Below are 17440 nucleotides of genomic sequence, written 5' to 3' on the forward strand. Positions count from 1 at the left end.
GGCCGGGACCGGCAGGAGCGGCGCCGGCCCTTCGGCGGCGCGGACCGGGACCCCGCCACGGTGTCCAGCGTGTTCGGCCGGCTCATCCGGGACCGCGGCTGGTCCACGCCGGTGGCGGTGGGCTCGGTGCTCACCCGCTGGGACGAGCTCGTGGGCCCGGAGATCGCGCTGCACTGCCGCCCGGAGAGCTTCGAGGACTCGGTGGTGCGGGTCCGCACGAGTTCCACCGCGTGGGCCACGCAGCTGCGCCTGATGACCCCCGTCCTGCTCCAGCGGTTCGACGACGCCCTCGGCCCCGGCGTCGTGACGCGCCTCGAGGTGGCCGGGCCCCAGGCCCCGAGCTGGCGCAAGGGCCCGCGCACGGTGCGCGGCGGCCGCGGCCCGCGCGACACCTACGGGTGAGGCCGGGGTCGACGGCGGCGGGCCCGGCCCGTCCGACCGCGAGGCCGTGGACGCCCCTCTGGCGCGCTCACGGGGTCCCGGACGGCCCGGGAGGCATGGGCGGCGTCCCGCGCCCGTCCTGAGCGGCATCCACGGCCGCTGAGGGGGTGATCTGCCGCCCCGGACCCCCGCCGATGCGGGCCCTCGGGCGCTCACGCGGTAGACTTCACAGCAGTGAAACCGGTGGGTCGGCGTCGTCCGTCCCCCGACCCCGCGGATCGAGCGCGAGCGCACGCATGAGGACCGGGCCTGCCCCGGCTCGCGCGCTCTCGCGCGCGCGGGGACAGCCCTGCCGCCGACGTCCGAGGAAGTGACCCCACCCGTGGTTGACGCTACGCCCGAGAACCCCGCGGAGGAGCCGGCGGCCGTGCCGGCCGCGCCGTCCCCCGAGGCCGCGCCCGAGGCCCCCGCCCCGGCGAAGGACCGGAAGGTGCCCGGCGAGTACGGCGCCTCCGCGATCACCGTGCTGGAGGGCCTGGAGGCCGTCCGCAAGCGCCCCGGCATGTACATCGGCTCCACCGGCCCCCGCGGCCTGCACCACCTCGTGTACGAGGTCGTGGACAACTCCGTGGACGAGGCCCTGGCCGGCTACGCCAGCGGGATCGACGTGACCCTGCAGGCGGACGGTGGCGTGCGCGTGGCCGACGACGGCCGCGGCATCCCCGTGGACCTGCACCCCACCGAGGGCAAGCCCACCGTGGAGGTCGTCATGACCATCCTCCACGCCGGCGGCAAGTTCGGCGGCGGCGGCTACGCCGTCTCCGGCGGCCTGCACGGCGTGGGCATCTCCGTGGTCAACGCGCTCTCGCGGCGCGTGGACACCGAGGTGCGCCGCCAGGGCCACGTGTGGCGGATGTCCTTCGCGGACGGCGGCGTGCCCCAGGGCGAGCTGGTCCAGGGCGAGGCCACGGACGCCACCGGCACCGTGCAGACCTTCTACCCGGACCCGGAGATCTTCGACTCCATCGAGTTCGACTGGGAGACCCTGCGGGCCCGGTTCCAGCAGATGGCCTTCCTCAACAAGGGTCTGCGCATCACCCTCACGGACGAGCGCGTCCAGGAGGACAACGAGGTCGTCGACGACGAGATCGCCGGCGAGGCCGCCGCCGAGGAGAACGCCGAGCAGGGCCTGGACGAGGCCGCCGCGCAGGCGCCGCAGCGCCGCCAGGTCACCTACCTGTACGAGAACGGCCTGCTGGACTACGTGCAGCACCTGAACTCCGCCAAGAAGGTCGAGTTCGTGCACGAGGACGTCATCGCCTTCGAGGCCGAGGACGCCGAGGCCGGCCGCTCCATGGCGGTGGAGGTGGCCATGCAGTGGACCTCCGCCTACTCGGAGTCCGTGCACACCTACGCGAACACCATCAACACGCACGAGGGCGGCACCCACGAGGAGGGCTTCCGCGCCGCGCTGACCTCCCTGGTCAACCGCTACGCCCGCGAGAAGGAGATCCTCAAGCCCAAGGAGGACAACCTCACGGGCGAGGACATCCGCGAGGGCCTCACCGCGGTGATCTCGGTGAAGCTCTCCGAGCCGCAGTTCGAGGGCCAGACCAAGACCAAGCTGGGCAACTCCGAGGCCCGCGCCTTCGTGTCCAAGGCGGTCACGGACCACCTCGGCGACTGGCTCGAGCGCAACCCGGGCCCGGCCAAGGAGGTCATCCGCAAGGCCATCATGGCCTCGCACGCCCGGATGGCCGCCCGCAAGGCCCGGGACAACGCGCGCCGCAAGTCGCCGCTGGAGTCCTTCGGCATGCCCGGCAAGCTCGCGGACTGCTCCTCGAAGGACCCCTCGCGCTGCGAGGTGTACATCGTGGAGGGCGACTCCGCCGGCGGCTCCGCGAAGCAGGGCCGCAACCCGGAGACCCAGGCCATCCTGCCGCTGCGCGGCAAGATCCTGAACGTGGAGCGCGCCCGCCTGGACAAGGCCCTCGGCAACGCCGAGATCCAGTCCATGATCACGGCGTTCGGCACCAACATCGGCGAGGAGTTCGACATCTCCAAGCTGCGGTACCACAAGATCGTGCTCATGGCCGATGCGGACGTGGACGGCCAGCACATCACCACGCTGCTGCTCACCGTGCTGTTCCGGTACATGCGCCCGCTGATCGAGGCCGGGCATGTGTTCCTCGCCCAGCCGCCGCTGTACCGCATCAAGTGGTCCAACGCGCCCCACGACTACGTGTTCTCCGACGCCGAGCGCGACGCCGCCGTCGAGGCCGGCCTGGCCAAGGGCTGGCGCTACCCCAAGGACAACGGCGTGCAGCGCTACAAGGGCCTGGGCGAGATGAATTACCAGGAGCTGTGGGACACCACCATGGACCCCGAGCACCGCACCCTGCTGCAGGTGAGCATGGAGGACGCCGCCGCCGCGGACGCCGTGTTCTCCATGCTCATGGGCGAGGACGTCGAGTCCCGCCGCAACTTCATCCAGCAGAACGCCAAGGACATCCGCTTCCTGGACGTCTGAGCCGCGCCGGGGACGACGGCGGCGCACCGGCGCCGCGTGCGCCGTCGTCGTGACCCCGGGCCCGAGACCTTCCTGAGCCCAGCACCCTCCCCGCCGCCGCGGGGAGCACGAGAGGATCCGCGTGAGCGACGAGACCACCCCCCAGACCCCGGACGAGTCCGCCGAGGTCCCCGAGACCCCCGAGACCGGCCAGGACGTGGCGGTCGAGCAGTACGTGCTGCCCGAGGGCGCGGCCGACAAGGTCGAGCCCGTCGACCTCGAGTCGGAGATGAAGCGCTCGTACCTGGACTACGCGATGGCCGTGATCGTCGGCCGCGCGCTGCCGGACGTGCGCGACGGCCTCAAGCCCGTGCACCGCCGCGTGCTCTACGCGATGTACGACGGCGGCTACCGCCCGGACCGCTCCTTCAACAAGTCCGCCCGCGTGGTGGGCGACGTGATGGGCAACTACCACCCGCACGGCGACACCGCGATCTACGACGCCCTCGTGCGCCTCATCCAGGACTGGGTGCAGCGCTACCCGCTGGCGCTCGGCCAGGGCAACTTCGGCTCCCCGGGCAACGACGGCGCGGCCGCCCAGCGCTACACCGAGACCAAGATGGCCCCCCTGGCCATGGAGATGGTCCGGGACATCGACGAGGACACCGTCGACATGCAGGACAACTACGACGGCAAGCAGCAGGAGCCCGTCGTCCTGCCCTCCCGGTACCCGAACCTGCTGGTCAACGGCTCCTCGGGCATCGCCGTCGGCATGGCCACGAACATCCCGCCGCACAACATGCGCGAGGTGGCCGCCGGCGTGCAGTGGTACCTCGAGCACCCCGAGGCCACCCGCGAGGAGCTGCTCGAGGCGCTCCTGGCCCGCGTGCACGGCCCCGACTTCCCCACGGGCGCCCAGATCCTGGGCCGCAAGGGCATCGAGGAGGTCTACCGGACCGGCCGCGGCCCCATCACCATGCGCGCCGTGGTCAACGTGGAGGAGATCCAGGGCCGCACGTGCCTGGTGGTCACCGAGCTGCCGTACATGACCAACCCGGACAACCTCGCCGCGAAGATCGCGGAGATGGTGCGCGACGGCAAGATCAACGGCATCGCGGACATGCGCGACGAGACCTCCGGCCGCACCGGCCAGCGCCTCGTGATCGTGCTCAAGCGCGACGCCGTGGCCAAGGTGGTGCTGAACAACCTCTACAAGCACACCGAGCTGCAGTCGAACTTCTCGGCGAACATGCTCGCGCTCGTGGACGGCGTGCCGCGCACCCTGTCCCTCGACGGGTTCGTGCACCACTGGGTGAAGCACCAGATCGACGTGATCGTGCGCCGCACCGTCTTCCGCAAGCGCAAGGCGGAGGAGCGCGCGCACATCCTGCGCGGCCTGCTCAAGGCCCTGGACATGCTGGACGAGGTCATCGCGACCATCCGCCGCTCGGCCTCCGCCGACGTGGCCCGCGAGGCCCTCAAGGAGCTCCTGGACATCGACGACGTCCAGGCCCAGGCCATCCTGCAGATGCAGCTGCGCCAGCTCGCCGCCCTGGAGTCGCAGAAGATCCAGGACGAGTACGACGAGCTGATGGCCCGCATCGCCGAGTACGACCGCATCCTCGAGTCCCCGCAGCGCCAGCGCGAGGTCATCTCCGAGGAGCTCGGCGAGATCGTGGCCAAGCACGGCGACGACCGCCGCACCGAGATCATGGCCGGCTACGACGGGGACATGTCCATGGAGGACCTGATCCCCGAGGAGGAGATGGTCGTCTCCATCACCCGCGGCGGCTACGTCAAGCGCACCCGGATCGACCAGTACCGCTCCCAGGGCCGCGGCGGCAAGGGCGTGCGCGGGGCCACCCTGCGCGGGGACGACATCGTGGAGCACTTCCTCACGGTCTCCACGCACCACTGGCTGCTGTTCTTCACGAACTTCGGCCGCGTGTACCGCATCAAGACGTACGAGCTGCTCGAGGCCGGACGCGACGCGAAGGGCCAGCACGTGGCCAACCTGCTCGCGTTCCAGCCGGACGAGCGGATCGCGCAGATCCAGCCGCTCACCGGCTACGACCGCGCCCCGTACCTCGTGCTCGCCACCCGCAACGGCCTCGTGAAGAAGACCCCGCTGCTGGACTACGACACGAACCGCACCGCCGGCCTGATCGCCATCAAGCTGCGCGAGGGGGACGAGCTGGTCTCGGCCCGCGTGGTCTCGCCCGACGACGACCTCATCCTGATCTCGCACAAGGGCCAGTCCCTGCGGTTCACCGCCACGGACGAGGCGCTGCGTCCCATGGGCCGTGCGACCTCGGGCGTGACCGGCATGAAGTTCCGCGACGACGACGCCCTGCTGACGATGGACGTGGTGGAGGAGGACGGCTACGTCTTCACCGTCACGGACGGCGGCTTCGCCAAGCGCACCCACGTGGACGAGTACCGCCTGCAGAACCGCGGTGGCCTCGGCATCAAGGTCGCCAAACTCGTGGACGACCGCGGTGAGCTCGCCGGCGGTCTCGTGGTGCGCGAGGACCAGGAGGTCCTCGTGGTGATGGCCTCCGGCAAGGTGGTGCGCTCCGCCGTCGCCGGCGTGCCGGCCAAGGGGCGCGACACGATGGGCGTGATCTTCGCCAAGCCGGACAAGCGGGACCGGATCGTCGCCGTCACCCTGAACAACGAGCAGGAGATGGAGGCGAAGGCGGACGCCGAGGCCGCCGAGGACCCGGTCTCCGAGGGCAGCGCCGCCGCCGCCGGCGTGCTGCCCGAGGGCGAGCCCGAGGCGCTGGTGGGGGCCGAGGCCACCGCCGGGGCCGCCGCGGACACGGATGTACTCTTGGACGCAGACATCGACCCGACCGACCCCGCAGCAGCGCCGGAGGGCCTCTTCGAGGAGGACGCCGACGGTGAGGGTGCAGACGGAGGAGAGCAGTGAGCACGTCCGCGTCGTCACGCCCCGGCAAGGCAGCGGGAGCGGGCAGGACCGCTGAGCGGTCCGGCCGCCCGGTGCGCAAGGCCAGCGGCTCCTCGCAGGAGAACCTGGTCCGCGCCGTCCCCAAGGCCAAGGTGCGCCGCGCCCGCCTGATGCTCAACCGCGTGGACCCCTGGTCCGTGCTGAAGCTGGCGTTCCTGCTGTCCGTGGCGCTGGGCATCCTCACCGTGGTGGCCGCCGTCGCCCTGTACTCGCTGTCCGACGCCCTCGGCCTGTTCCAGCGGATCAACGACGCGCTCGGCACCGTCCTGGGCGCCGAGTCCGGCCGGTACACCGTGCAGTCCCTGGCCCCGCTGAGCACCGTGGTCTCCCTGGCCACCGTGCTGGCGGTGCTCAACGTGATCCTGCTGACCGCCCTGGCCACCGTGGCCGCACTGCTCTACAACGTGTGCGCTGCCCTCGTGGGCGGCGTGGGCGTCACCCTGACCGACGACTGAGCCGGCGGGGCCGGACGACGCCGGGAACGTCGTCGGCCCGGCCCCGAGCACCCCGTCTCGACGACGCCCCGCGCGGATTTGCGCGGGGCGTCGGCGTTCCGGTACAGTCATCTCCTGTTGTGAACGGATTCGTCCGCGAATGACGGTGAGGGCGTATAGCTCAGGCGGTTAGAGCGCTTCGCTGATAACGAAGAGGTCCCAAGTTCAAGTCTTGGTACGCCCACTCCCACCCACAGAGCCCCGGTCCGCTGGGGCTCCGTTCGTCTCCGGAGGTCCCCTCATGGGTCGACTGGCACGCGTGGCCCTCGTGGCCGGCGCCGCCGCCGCGGCCTACGGGGCGCGCCTCTGGCAGCAGAACCGGGAGGGCAAGGACATCTGGGCCACGGCCACGGATGACCTGCCGGAGGACGCCGAGGGCGTCGAGCCGGCACCGGAGGACTGACCGGTCCTCACGGGGGCATGGCGCAATTGGTAGCGCACCTGCTTTGCAAGCAGGGGGTTAGGGGTTCGAGTCCCCTTGCCTCCACCCAAAGTGTCTTACGGGAACACGCGACATCGGAAGATGTTGGGTGTTCCCGTTTGACGTTCTTGCTTGCGGTGGCTGTGGCGGCGGCCTTGGTGACGATGGTGGCGAAAGGCTCAGCGAGGCGAGGGCGTAACTGCTCGTCTTCGGTGATCTCCAATCGCGTGTAGAACGTCTGGTTCGCGAGCCTGCGGTTCCCGTCGTCGGAGTACGTATAGGCGTGGTGCGCGTCGGTGAGGAGTCGCAGCGAGTCGTGGAGGAACGCCCGCGCCACGGCATGGTGTTCGTCGTACTCTGCGAGACGCCGGTTGACGTCTGCAAGGCCCGCGCGGATGCGGTCTTGATGCCACTTCAACGTCGGCAGGTCGATAGCGTCGGCGAAGTGTGCGGCCAGCAGTTTGTCGCTCTCGGTTTCGAGCTTGGCTCGGTTGGCGGTGAGGTCGGCGAACTCCTGATCGCGTCCGGCGCTCTGCCCATCGAACGCGGCATCGACTTCGGCAGCGAGGTGCCGGTAGTCATCCTCGCTGATCGTGATGTCCCCGTAGGAGTTTTCGACCAGCCGTTCCGCGACGGCGACGGGCACCGCCCGCCTCGTGCAGGTGGTTCTCTTGGTGGCGCGGCCGGAGCATATGAAGTAGGCGTAGGTCGTGCCACGCGGATTCGTTGCGAAGTCGAGCAGCATCCGCGACCCGCAACTCCCGCAGTGCAGCAAGCCTTTGAGGTGGTGCGCGTGTGTGACGTGCCGCGTCATCTTCGCGTTGCGCGACTTCAGCAGTGATTGCACCTGGTCGAACAGATCGGGCTCGATGAGCTGTTCATGGGCCCCGGGATGCAGGGCTCCCTTGTAGCGGATCACTCATGCGTAGTACGGGTTGGTGAGCAGCTTGTAGAGCGTGTTCTTCCCAAGCGGCTTCGACTGAATCGACCCGGGTTTGATGCCGCTGCTGTTTGAGTCCGAGAGGATGGACAGCATGCCGAAGAAGATCGATGCCCAGCTGCGCGCGAGGTGCGTGCGGCTCGTGCGCGAGCACGCCCAGGAGTACCCCACCTTGACCGCGGCGACGACTGCGGTGGCCCGTCAGGAGGGCGTCTCGCGGGAGTCCGTGCGGCGCTGGCTGGCGCAGGCCGAGGTCGACGACGGGACCCGCCCCGGCGTCACCAGTGAAGAGTCGGCCGAGATCAAGCGCCTGAAGTCCGAGGTCAAGCGACTGAGGGAGGACAATGAGATCCTGCGTCGGGCCTCGATTTTCTTCGCGGGGGAGCTCGACCCCCGCAACCGCTGATCCTCGCCTTCATCGACGAGATGCGCGCCGAAGGCTATGCAGTCGAGCCGATCCTTGCCGTCCTGCCCCGGCAGGGCCTTGTGATCGCTGCATGGACCTACCGAGCCTGGAAGAGGCCGGCGCGGATCGCGGCCCGCACCGTCACAGATGCTCTGGTCGAGGACAAGATCAGGGACCTCGCCTGGACCGTCAACCCCGTCACCGGGCTGGTCCAGATGACACCAGAAGGCCTCTACGGACGGCGTAAGTGGGTTGCTCTGCTCCGCCGCCAGGCCGGTATCGCGGGCGCCTCCCGCGGGGCGGTGGTCCGCGCGATGCGCACCCTCGGTCTCAAGGGCATCCGCCGGGTCAAGAAGCTGCGCACCACCATCCCGAATCCGGACGGGAAACGCGCCGGTGACCTGCTCAATCGCGACTTCACGGCGCCCGCCCCGAACGGAGTCTGGGTCACAGATTTCACCTACGTCCGCACCTGGGCGGGGTTCGTCTACGTCGCGTTCGTCCTGGACGTGTTCGCCCGGCGGATCGTGGGCTGGCACGCGTCCTCGAGCATGCGCACCGACCTCATCATGACGCCGCTACGGATCGCGCTCTGGCAGCGCGACCGCGACGGAAACCCAGTCTCACCAGGGGATTTAATCCATCACAGCGATGCGGGACCGCAGTACACCTCGATCCGGTAAACCGAGCACCTCGACCTTGAGGGCATCGCCCCCTCGATCGGGACCGTCGGCGACGCCTACGACAACGCCCTCATGGAGACGGTCAACGGCCTGTTCAAGACCAAGTGCATCCGCACCACGGTCTTCCACGCCGGACCCTTCCGGACGCTCGCGGACGTGGAGTTCGCCACCGCCGGCTGGGTCGACTGGTACAACAATCGACGCCTCCACGGCTCTCTGGGGCTGATCACCCCGGTAGAGTTCGAGTCGCTCCACTGCGAGGCACTCACCCGAGAGCCCGCACCCACAAAGTATCGGCAGAGAACCTCGGCCGATTCAGTCGTTGTGCGCTGCCTGCGGTCTGCGTGTTCCTCGTGGCGTGTCAGTGGCCCCGGATACGATGGGAGGGTGTTGATGGCGGACCTGTTGAGTGTTGCCGAGAGCGAGCGTGTCGCCGCCCTCGGTGGACTTGATGCGCGCACGCAGAGCGAGCTCGGGCAGTTCTTCACGCCCGCCGCCGCAGCCCAGCTGATTGCCTCAATCCCGCGCCTGCCCGAGAGCGGGATGTTGCGTGTGCTCGATCCTGGCGCAGGCTCAGGCATGCTCGCCGCAGCGCTCGTCAGCCGTGCCCTCGCGGAACGGTCAGAGCTGTCGATTGAGATCGTTGCGGTAGAGCGCGACCCTCTCGTCTTGCCGAGCCTCAGGGCAACGCTTATGGCATGTGAGCAGGCTGGTAGGGGCAGAGTCCACGCCGAGGCAATCGAAGCGGACTTCATTCTCGACTCCGTCGGCTTGGATGCTTCGCTTAACCTCGACGGCCAGTTCGATCTCGTGATCGAGAACCCTCCGTACGGGAAACTCGCGGTATCGAGCGCGCATCGGACGGCCATGCGTGCCGCCGGGGTCGATGCGCCGAACCTGTACGCAGCGTTTCTCTCATTGTCCGTGGCGGCGCTTCGGGAAGGGGGGCAGGTGGTGGCGATCACGCCCCGCTCGTTCTTCAACGGCCCGTACTTCGGCGCGTTTCGTGCTCACTTGCTCGACTCAATCGCGCTCGATCGAGTGCACGTCTTCGATTCCCGCTGCACGGTGTTCGCCGACACTGGTGTCCTTCAAGAGAACGTGATCTTCGCTGGAACGCGCGGCGCCTCCCCGGGTGTCGTCGAGCTTTCCGTCAGCCGTGACCACACAGATGATGTCTCAACCCGTGCCGTAGGGTACCAGGAAGTCGTGTTTCCCAACGACCCCAACCGATTCATCCGCCTTGCGACCGACGCCGAGGACACGGCTGTCGCCGAGGTTGTGCTTTCTCAGCCATATTCTCTGACCGATCTCGGTGTGCAGGTCTCAACTGGTCGCGTGGTCGACTTCCGGTCGCGTCATGCGCTCAGTGCTGTAGAGCAGCCCGGCGCTGCGCCGCTGATCTATCCAGGCAACCTTCGAGACGGCGGTGTGATCTGGCCGCGAGAAATCCGCAAGCCGCAGTGGTTCCAGCCGACTGACGACAAGGATCGTGGGATGCTCCTGCCGGAGGGCTGGTACGCGGTCGTCAAGCGGTTCAGCGCGAAGGAAGAACGCCGACGAATCGTTGCTTCGGTCTGGTCACCGTTGGATAACCCCGGTGAGGTGGCGTTCGAGAACCACCTCAACGTCTTCCACATCGGCGGGCACGGCATGGACGAGCAGCTTGCCAAAGGCATCGTTGTGTGGCTCAACTCGTCGGTCATCGACAAGTTCTTCCGCACATTTTCCGGTCACACTCAGGTCAACGCCACCGACCTCCGAACCCTCCGGTTCCCCAACGCCGACACACTGCGCAACCTCGGACGCAACTCCGTCGCGTCCCAGCTAGAGGTTGACTCCCTGGTCAAGGAGCTGATCGCCGCATGAGCGAGCTGAACGACGCTGCGCATGAGCGCGTGGAGGATGCTCGAATCGTTCTCGAAACGCTCGGCATGGATGCCGAGCGCAGCAACGAGCGATCAGCGCTTGTGCTGCTGGCACTCCTGAAACTCACCCCCTCCGAGCCCTGGACCGAAGTCGCCAACCCGATGCTCGGCACGCGCGCGATCATGGATTTCATCCGCGACGAGTACGGCAAGGACTACGCGCCGAACACCCGCGAGACGGTTCGTCGATTCACACTGCATCAGTTTGTGGAAGCGCAGCTCGTCGTACAGAATCCCGACCAGCCGCAGCGCCCCGTCAACTCCCCAAAGTGGAACTACCAAGTCACGGCTGAAGCATTGAACGTGCTACGCGCCTACGACACCGACGAATGGCCGTCCGCTGTCGATCAGTACCTCGCTGAGCTCCCGGGACTCAAGGCCCGGTACGCGGCGGCGCGCGAGATGGACCGCATCCCGCTCACCCTCCCCGATGGGTCAGTCTTCACTCTGACGCCGGGCGGCCAGAACGTCCTACTGAAGGCAATGGTCGAAGACTTCTGCCCGCGCTTCACCCCAGGTGGACAGGTCCTCTACATCGGCGACGCAGGCGACAAGTGGGCACTGTTCGAACGCGACTCCCTCGCCTCGCTCAACGTAGAGGTCGACGAGCACGGAAAGATGCCCGACCTCGTCATTTACCTACCGGACCGCAACTGGCTCGTCCTCCTCGAAGCAGCCAGCTCTCACGGCCCAGTCGACTCCAAGCGGCAAGCCGAACTTGCTGACCTCTTCGCAGACTCAACGGCAGGTCTCGTCTACGTCTCCTGCTTCCCCGGCCGAGCCGAGTTCCGCAAGTACGTCGACAAGATCGCCTGGGAGTCCGAAGTCTGGTGCGCCGACCACCCTACCCACATGATCCACTACAACGGGGAGCGCTTCCTCGGACCGTACGCCTGACATGTCGGTTGCAGGTTCACCAATGCCTATCAGTTTCCCAGGCTGGGGATGAGATGTTCCTGCACTCCCCCTGCCCACAACGACTAGAGAACCTGTCACAAGGGCATCCCCTTTACGGACTCGATCTGCGAACGCTGAGTGACGAGCGGCTTGCGGACGCGGCCACGCGCGCGATCATCCCAGATTGGGCGAGCGTGTGGCACCACCTTGACCACCAGAACACCGCACATAGTGAGATAGCGAATCTGGCGAGTTCGATCTTGCGGCGAATCACCCGAGTCATCGTGTGGAGCACCCGGCTTGCGCGGCTAACTGAGGACAGCGACTTGTCGCTTGAGCGATTGGACGAACTCCTCGAAGCAACGACGCTGACCTACATCCAGATGGTCGGTGCGTTCGATGCCATTGCGATCATCAACGGGCTTCTCAGCGGCCAGACCAGCTATCCGGCAATGGCGTGGCAGCGCAGGCACTTCCGTAATTCAGTCCGTCTCATCGCACCCCGCGCCGCGGAGCTCATGGACGACGGGACACCTGGCGATCTCTACTTCCAGGCAATTCGGGCTTTCCGGAATACCATCCATAGGCGCATGCCAGACGTCGGTACTTCCGCACCCCACCAAGGAGACCCAGCTCACACCAAGGCGATCTTGACGCTCGAGTCGAATGGGCACCGAGAGATCATCGACACATTCACCGCTGCTGGCTGGACGAAGTTTGTTGGCATTGACCTTGCAGGACCGGACTGGCTCTTCCTTCGACCTGAAACAGCTGTGAATCTCTTGAAAGCCGAGGGCATTCCTCTCCTCAATGAGCTTCTCGCTGCGACGCCGGCGGACCGCCTCGGCCCCGTACGATTCGCGTTGGATGACGACGCGACGCTGTACCCGCGGCAGATGCAAGACTACGCGCTTGAGTATCTTCATCTCAGACACCTCGTCCCGAAGCCCCGTTAGTTGGACCGCGTCTTCGCCCAAACCGTGCCGCGGTGAGTGCCGAAGCGGCGCGCCAGCGCGGCGACGCTGACACCGTTCGCGCGGGCTGTTCGCATAGCGTCCACTTCCGCATCCGTGAGCCGTGTTCGAGGTCGTCTCCTTGGCTCTGCCGCCGCGCCGATCAGCGGGTCGTCCGGCTCTCCGGGAGGTTCGGAATCTTCTCGGTTGTCTTGATTCCACGCGGAAGCAAGCCTTTCAACCCGCTGTCGCCTGTTCCCGTAGTGGTCGACGGAGTCCACCACGGGGAAGGCCCCGTCGGGCCCGAGGGATCGGGCGCCGGCGGGGCCTTCTGCATGCTTCAGGGCGGACAGGTGCCAGGATGGTCCGGTGAACACCACCGACACCCCCACCACCGACCAGCCCGTCTCTGGGCAGGGCACCCCGGCCTTCGCCCGGGTGCCCGCGAGCCACTACGACCTGTTCGTGGGCGTCTTCGTCGCCCTCCTGATCCTCTCCGGCGTCACCGCGGCCAAGCTCTTCTACGGCCCCACCGTCCCCGTCCTCTCGGACATGTTCTACGGCGGCGGGCCCCTCATCTTCGACGGCGGCGCCTTCCTCTTCCCGTTCGCCTACATCATCGGCGACATCCTCGCCGAGGTGTACGGCTGGCGCCGGGCCCGCCGGGCCATCCTCCTGGGCTTCGCGATGCTCGTGCTCGCCGCCCTCACCTACACGGTGGTCTCCTGGACCACTCCCGTGGAGGGCTTCGAGGTGTGGGATCAGGCCCTCGCGCCCATGCTGCGGATCACCGTGGCCGGGTTCGTGGCGTTCCTGGCCGGCTCGCTGATCAACGCGACCATCGTGGTCCGCCTCAAGGAGCGCATGCGGGAGCGCCACGTGGCGTTCCGCCTGATCCTCTCCACCATCGTGGGTCAGTTCTTCGACACCCTGATCTTCTGCACCATCGCGTTCGCCGGCACCATCACGCTGCTCGAGCTGGCGAACTACACGTTCACCGGGTTCCTCTACAAGACGCTCGTGGAGATCCTCATCGTGCCGATCACCCTGCTGGTGATCCGCCGGGTCAAGGCGAGCGAGCCCACCTACCGGCCGGCGTCGTCGCCCGCGCGGGCCGCCGCGGACGCCGCCTGAGCGAACGCCGCGAACACGCCCGCCGGGTCCGCGTCCACGACCCGGCGGGCGTTGGGCCGCCGCCCCCAGATATGCCGGTCGTCGTGCACCGTGGTGCCGCGCAGCAGGTCCGAGTCCGCCTCCACGTCGACGACCGTCGCCTGCGTCCGGATCTGAGCCGTCCCCAGGGCCACCTGGGCGGCAAAGAGGTCGTGCAGGTGGGCCACGTAGCCCTGGTCGTAGTCGTGGTGGAACTCGAAGTAGAACCGCAGCGCGTCGGCCAGCACGTCCAGCACCGGGCTGCCGGTGTCCGCCTGCGGGCCCGACCGGCGGGCCCGGTCCGCGGCCCAGCCGGCCGGCGCGTGCCCGGCGCCCGTGAGCAGCGCGTCCAGCAGGGCGGGCGTGTACTCGATCCGCTCCGTGGTCTCCAGCGGGCACAGCAGCGGCAGCCGGTCCTCGGGCAGGCCCTCGAACGCCGCGAAGACCTCCTTCGCGGCGTCCGGGTCGCACCACGTGTTCCACTCCGCGGTCGGCGTGGTGTTGCCCGGGTGGTAGAAGGCGCCGCCCATGATCACGACGCCGGCCGCGAGCTCGGGCAGCGCCGGCTCGGCGCGCAGCGCGAGGGCCAGGTTGGTCAGGGGAGCGGTGCAGAGGATCGTGGTCCGGCCCGGATGGGCGCGCAGCTCCTCGACCCAGACGTCCACGGCGGAGCGCGCCGAGAGCCGCTCGGGCCGGTGCGCCAGGCGGGCGTAGCCCAGGCCGCCGTCCCCGTGGGTCTCCGGGGTGGTCTCGGGCGGACGTCGCAGGGGCGCCTCGGCGCCCACGGCCACCTCCACGTCCGTGCGGCCCATCAGATCCAGCAGGGCCGCCGTGTTGAGCGCGCACTCCCGGGCGGTGGCGTTGCCGCCCGTCGTCGTCACGGCCGCGAGCTCCGCCCCCGCGCCGACCAGCTGCAGCAGCGCGCAGGCGTCGTCGATGCCGGTGTCCATGTCCGCGAGGATGCGTGCGCCCATCCGCCGCACTCTAGCCCGCTCTGCTCCGCCCCGGTTTCGCCCTCGCCCTGCCCCCGGCCCCCACCCCGGTCCTGACCGACGCACAGCGACATCACCGCCGTTCTGCCCGGCGGAGTTGTCGCCCCGCGTCGGTCGGCCGGGGGCTGAGGCCCGGCGCGACTCCCGCTACCGTCACAACCATGAGCGACGAGATCTTCGAGCACGAGACCACCGAGACCATGACCCGCGAGCAGGCCGCCGCCCGCCTGCGCGAGCTGGCCGACCAGCTCTCCCGCCAGAATGAGGTGCGCATCGAGCACGCCGGCCGCGACGTCGTCGTGACCGTCCCGGACCAGGTGGAGCTCGAGGTCGAGCTCGAGATCGAGGAGGGCGGCGAGTCCGAGCTGGAGATCAGCCTCTCCTGGTGATCCCCGCCCCGCCCGGACACGACGACGCCGGGGGCGCCTCCTGATCGGAGGACGCCCCCGGCGTCGCGGTCTCTGCGGGACGTCCGGCGTCCCACCGGGCGCGGACGGGACCGGTGGGGTCCCGCCCGCGCGTCCGCGTCAGCGGTCGGTGCCGAGCACCTTCGCGTTGGCCTCGGCCACCGGGTCCTGGGCGGGCACGGCGGTGGTGACCGGGGCGGCGGTGTCCACGCGGACGCCCTCGCCGGCGGCGGCGGAGCCGGACTCGGCCACGACCTTCTGCTGCTGGGCGTACGGGTTGTTCGCCTCCACCACGGGGATGTTCGCGGTGATCGGGCCCGGAACCGGAGCGGTCCACGGATCCTGGACGGGCTTGGTCAGGCGCCACAGGGCGTAGCCGGCGCCGGCGGCGGCCAGGGCCATGCCGCCGAGGATCCAGCCGCGGCCGCCGGAGCGGGCCTTGCGGCCTGCGGCCCGGTTGAGGTCCTTCTCGGCGGAGCCGGCGTACTGCTCGGCGCCCTTGCGCAGCTTGCGCACGATCGCCTTGTCCCCGGTCAGCGCGATGAGGGCCTGCTCGACGGCGTCCGGCACCTGCACGTCGTGGGCCGTCTTGCGGGCGTGGGCGGCGCCGTCGGCGAGGCGGGCGGCGGCCAGGGGCACGACCTCCTCCTTGCGACGCTGCGCGTAGTCGCCGGCATCGGACAGGCGGGCCTGCACCTGCGGGGCCAGCTTCTCGCCCTGCTCCTGCAGCGCGTTCACGGCGGCGGCCAGGGCGCCGGCGAGGGTCAGCCCGCCCGCGGCGGCGGCGCTGCCGGCCTGGCCGGCGCGGTCGGCCAGGAATGAGCCGGCCTGACGGGCGTCCTTGCGGGCGCCGCGGGCGGCCTTCGTCACGTCCTTGCGCGCACCGCGACCGGCACGGCGGACCTGCTTGGCCTTCTTCGCGCCGCGCTTGCGGCCCTTCTCGGCGGCCTTCTCGGCGTCCTTGCGGGCGTCCGCGAACTGCTTCTGGGCCTCGTGGCCGGCCTCCTGGGCCTGCTCCTGCAGGCGGTGCAGGACGTCCTGCAGCACGCCGGCGCCGGTGGCCACGGCCGGGGCGAGCTTCGCGTAGCGGTCCGCCACGGCGTCGCCGGCGCGCTTGGCCTGCTTCTCGACGCGCGGGCCGTACTCCTGCTTCGCGTCGTGCGCGGCGCGGCGGCCCTCCTCGGCGGCCACGGAGGCGCCCACGCCGGTGAAGGCGGCGCCGTACTCGCCCCAGGTGCGCGCGGCCTCGAGCTTGGGCGCGGCCCAGTGGCGCAGGTTCTCGGTCTGGCGGGTCACGAAGGTGTCCGCTCCGCCGTCGTGCTGGATCTCGTCGTTCAGGGTCGTGCGGGCCATGGTGTTGTGCCTCCCGTGTCGTCGGATGATGCGTGAGCGCACCGGCCTCCCGAACCGGGTGCCGGAGCGCTCCGGTCCTTGAGGCCCAGCCTAGTGGGCCGCCCCGCCGCTGGCACGGTCCCCGGGACGCCGCGCCGCACGTACGCCGTGCGCGGAAGCCGCCGCCGCGGACGGCGGGCCCGCGCCAACGCCCGGCCCCGGATGGAACAATGGCGCGCATGGCAAACGCAACGCACATCGCGACCATCAAGACGAACCAGGGCGACATCGTCGTCGAGCTGTTCGGCAACCACGCCCCGAAGACCGTGAAGAACTTCGTGGGCCTCGCCACCGGCGAGCAGGAGTGGACCCACCCGCAGACCGGTGAGAAGAACAACGGCGCCCCGCTGTACTCCGGCACCGTGTTCCACCGCATCATCAAGGACTTCATGATCCAGGGCGGCGACCCGCTGGGCATGGGCGTCGGCGGCCCCGGCTACCAGTTCGGCGACGAGATCCACCCCGAGCTGCAGTTCGACCGCCCGTACCTGCTGGCCATGGCGAACGCCGGCCCCGGCACCAACGGCTCGCAGTTCTTCATCACCTCCGTGCCCACCGGCTGGCTCAACGGCAAGCACACCATCTTCGGCGAGGTGAAGGACGCGGAGTCCCAGCAGGTCGTGGACCGCCTCAACGCCGTCGCCACCGACCCGCGCGACCGCCCGCTCGAGGACGTCGTCATCGAGTCCGTCGAGATCGCCGAGGCCTGAGCGGCCCCGCTCGGTGAGCTCCACCCCGTCTGACCCGCACGGCCCGGACACCGCGCACGGCACACCCCCGGTGTGCCCGCGGCATCCGGGCCGTGCGGCGTATGTGCACTGCTCCTCGTGCCGGCGCCCGGCGTGCCTCGACTGCCAGCGCCCCGGCCCGGCGGCCGGCCCCCTCTGCGTGGACTGCGCGGCCCAGGGCGGCGC

At 69.3% G+C, this 17440-nt stretch carries 13 protein-coding genes, 2 tRNA genes and 3 pseudogenes; 15 read left to right on the top strand and 3 right to left on the bottom strand.

Annotation, left to right across the window (positions count from 1 at the left end; all coding sequences use genetic code 11):
* The 7 genes from NWP10_RS05290 to NWP10_RS05320 form a co-directional block, all read left to right on the top strand.
* Window positions 1–402, top strand: a 402-nt coding sequence (locus NWP10_RS05290) for a DUF721 domain-containing protein (RefSeq protein WP_258300134.1), incomplete at its 5' end; no start/stop codon positions are given.
* A gap of 361 nt (window positions 403–763) precedes the next feature.
* Entirely contained in the window at window positions 764–2911 is a 2148-nt protein-coding gene (gene gyrB, locus NWP10_RS05295; protein ID WP_309137698.1) for a DNA topoisomerase (ATP-hydrolyzing) subunit B, read from the top strand.
* A 121-nt stretch (window positions 2912–3032) separates the two neighbouring features.
* Window positions 3033–5822, top strand: coding sequence for a DNA gyrase subunit A (gene gyrA / locus NWP10_RS05300; protein ID WP_258300135.1), 2790 nt, complete (start codon window positions 3033–3035; stop codon window positions 5820–5822).
* 71 nt (window positions 5823–5893) lie between these two features.
* The gene (locus NWP10_RS05305) at window positions 5894–6316 is read left to right on the top strand and encodes a DUF3566 domain-containing protein (protein ID WP_258300136.1); all 423 of its coding nucleotides are present in this window, start codon (window positions 5894–5896) and stop codon (window positions 6314–6316) included.
* 149 nt (window positions 6317–6465) lie between these two features.
* Window positions 6466–6539: transfer RNA gene (locus NWP10_RS05310), tRNA-Ile, on the top strand.
* 57 nt (window positions 6540–6596) lie between these two features.
* Window positions 6597–6758 carry a hypothetical protein gene (locus NWP10_RS05315; RefSeq protein WP_187326229.1) on the top strand — a complete coding sequence of 54 codons (162 nt, stop codon included), beginning with the start codon at window positions 6597–6599 and terminating at the stop codon, window positions 6756–6758.
* An 11-nt stretch (window positions 6759–6769) separates the two neighbouring features.
* A tRNA-Ala gene (locus tag NWP10_RS05320) sits at window positions 6770–6842 on the top strand.
* Window positions 6843–7446: 604 nt separating this feature from the next.
* On the opposite strand, the pseudogene NWP10_RS12440 reads toward NWP10_RS05320, so the two are convergent.
* Window positions 7447–7590, bottom strand: a pseudogene (locus NWP10_RS12440) (zinc ribbon domain-containing protein); the annotation flags it as partial.
* 220 nt (window positions 7591–7810) lie between these two features.
* Here NWP10_RS12440 and NWP10_RS05330 point away from each other — a divergent pair.
* From NWP10_RS05330 to NWP10_RS05350, 5 genes and pseudogenes are all read left to right on the top strand, one after another.
* Window positions 7811–9090: pseudogene (locus NWP10_RS05330) on the top strand (IS3 family transposase); the annotation flags it as partial.
* A 108-nt stretch (window positions 9091–9198) separates the two neighbouring features.
* Window positions 9199–10674, top strand: coding sequence for an Eco57I restriction-modification methylase domain-containing protein (locus NWP10_RS05335; protein WP_258300141.1), 1476 nt, complete (start codon window positions 9199–9201; stop codon window positions 10672–10674).
* The gene (locus tag NWP10_RS05340) at window positions 10671–11630 is read left to right on the top strand and encodes a BsuBI/PstI family type II restriction endonuclease (RefSeq protein ID WP_258300137.1); all 960 of its coding nucleotides are present in this window, start codon (window positions 10671–10673) and stop codon (window positions 11628–11630) included. The genes NWP10_RS05335 and NWP10_RS05340 overlap by 4 nt, the downstream gene beginning before the upstream one ends.
* 53 nt (window positions 11631–11683) lie before the next feature.
* Window positions 11684–12586, top strand: coding sequence for a hypothetical protein (locus tag NWP10_RS05345; RefSeq protein ID WP_258300138.1), 903 nt, complete (start codon window positions 11684–11686; stop codon window positions 12584–12586).
* A 366-nt stretch (window positions 12587–12952) separates the two neighbouring features.
* The gene (locus tag NWP10_RS05350; protein ID WP_258300139.1) at window positions 12953–13717 is read left to right on the top strand and encodes a queuosine precursor transporter; all 765 of its coding nucleotides are present in this window, start codon (window positions 12953–12955) and stop codon (window positions 13715–13717) included.
* Here the strand turns inward: NWP10_RS05350 and NWP10_RS05355 are convergent.
* Complete coding sequence (locus NWP10_RS05355) at window positions 13669–14709, bottom strand: nucleoside hydrolase (RefSeq protein ID WP_017489314.1); 1041 nt, start codon at window positions 14707–14709, stop codon at window positions 13669–13671. The genes NWP10_RS05350 and NWP10_RS05355 overlap by 49 nt on opposite strands.
* 179 nt (window positions 14710–14888) lie before the next feature.
* On the opposite strand from NWP10_RS05355, the gene NWP10_RS05360 reads away from it, so the two are divergent.
* Window positions 14889–15116 carry an amphi-Trp domain-containing protein gene (locus NWP10_RS05360; protein ID WP_017489313.1) on the top strand — a complete coding sequence of 76 codons (228 nt, stop codon included), beginning with the start codon at window positions 14889–14891 and terminating at the stop codon, window positions 15114–15116.
* Between the two features lie 138 nt (window positions 15117–15254).
* Here NWP10_RS05360 and NWP10_RS05365 read toward each other — a convergent pair whose 3' ends face one another.
* Window positions 15255–16487: a hypothetical protein gene (locus tag NWP10_RS05365; RefSeq protein ID WP_158493712.1), complete on the bottom strand. Its 1233-nt coding sequence runs from the start codon at window positions 16485–16487 to the stop codon at window positions 15255–15257.
* A gap of 218 nt (window positions 16488–16705) precedes the next feature.
* Between NWP10_RS05365 and NWP10_RS05370 the strand changes: the two genes are divergently transcribed.
* Entirely contained in the window at window positions 16706–17236 is a 531-nt protein-coding gene (locus NWP10_RS05370) for a peptidylprolyl isomerase (RefSeq protein ID WP_258300140.1), read from the top strand.
* A gap of 70 nt (window positions 17237–17306) precedes the next feature.
* A pseudogene (locus NWP10_RS05375) lies at window positions 17307–17440 on the top strand (rhomboid family intramembrane serine protease); the annotation flags it as partial.

This window comes from Micrococcus sp. HG099, assembly GCF_024723355.1.
GTDB classification, from domain to species: Bacteria; Actinomycetota; Actinomycetes; order Actinomycetales; family Micrococcaceae; genus Micrococcus; species Micrococcus endophyticus.

Bases quoted from the DNA above. Each gene is read 5' to 3' on its own strand.
- NWP10_RS05345 (WP_258300138.1), top strand. From the start codon at position 11,684: ATGTTCCTGCACTCCCCCTGCCCACAACGACTAGAGAACCTGTCACAA.
- NWP10_RS05365 (WP_158493712.1), bottom strand. From the start codon at position 16,487: ATGGCCCGCACGACCCTGAACGACGAGATCCAGCACGACGGCGGAGCG.
- NWP10_RS05360 (WP_017489313.1), top strand. From the start codon at position 14,889: ATGAGCGACGAGATCTTCGAGCACGAGACCACCGAGACCATGACCCGC.
- NWP10_RS05355 (WP_017489314.1), bottom strand. From the start codon at position 14,709: ATGGGCGCACGCATCCTCGCGGACATGGACACCGGCATCGACGACGCC.
- NWP10_RS05370 (WP_258300140.1), top strand. From the start codon at position 16,706: ATGGCAAACGCAACGCACATCGCGACCATCAAGACGAACCAGGGCGAC.
- NWP10_RS05340 (WP_258300137.1), top strand. From the start codon at position 10,671: ATGAGCGAGCTGAACGACGCTGCGCATGAGCGCGTGGAGGATGCTCGA.
- NWP10_RS05315 (WP_187326229.1), top strand. From the start codon at position 6,597: ATGGGTCGACTGGCACGCGTGGCCCTCGTGGCCGGCGCCGCCGCCGCG.
- NWP10_RS05335 (WP_258300141.1), top strand. From the start codon at position 9,199: ATGGCGGACCTGTTGAGTGTTGCCGAGAGCGAGCGTGTCGCCGCCCTC.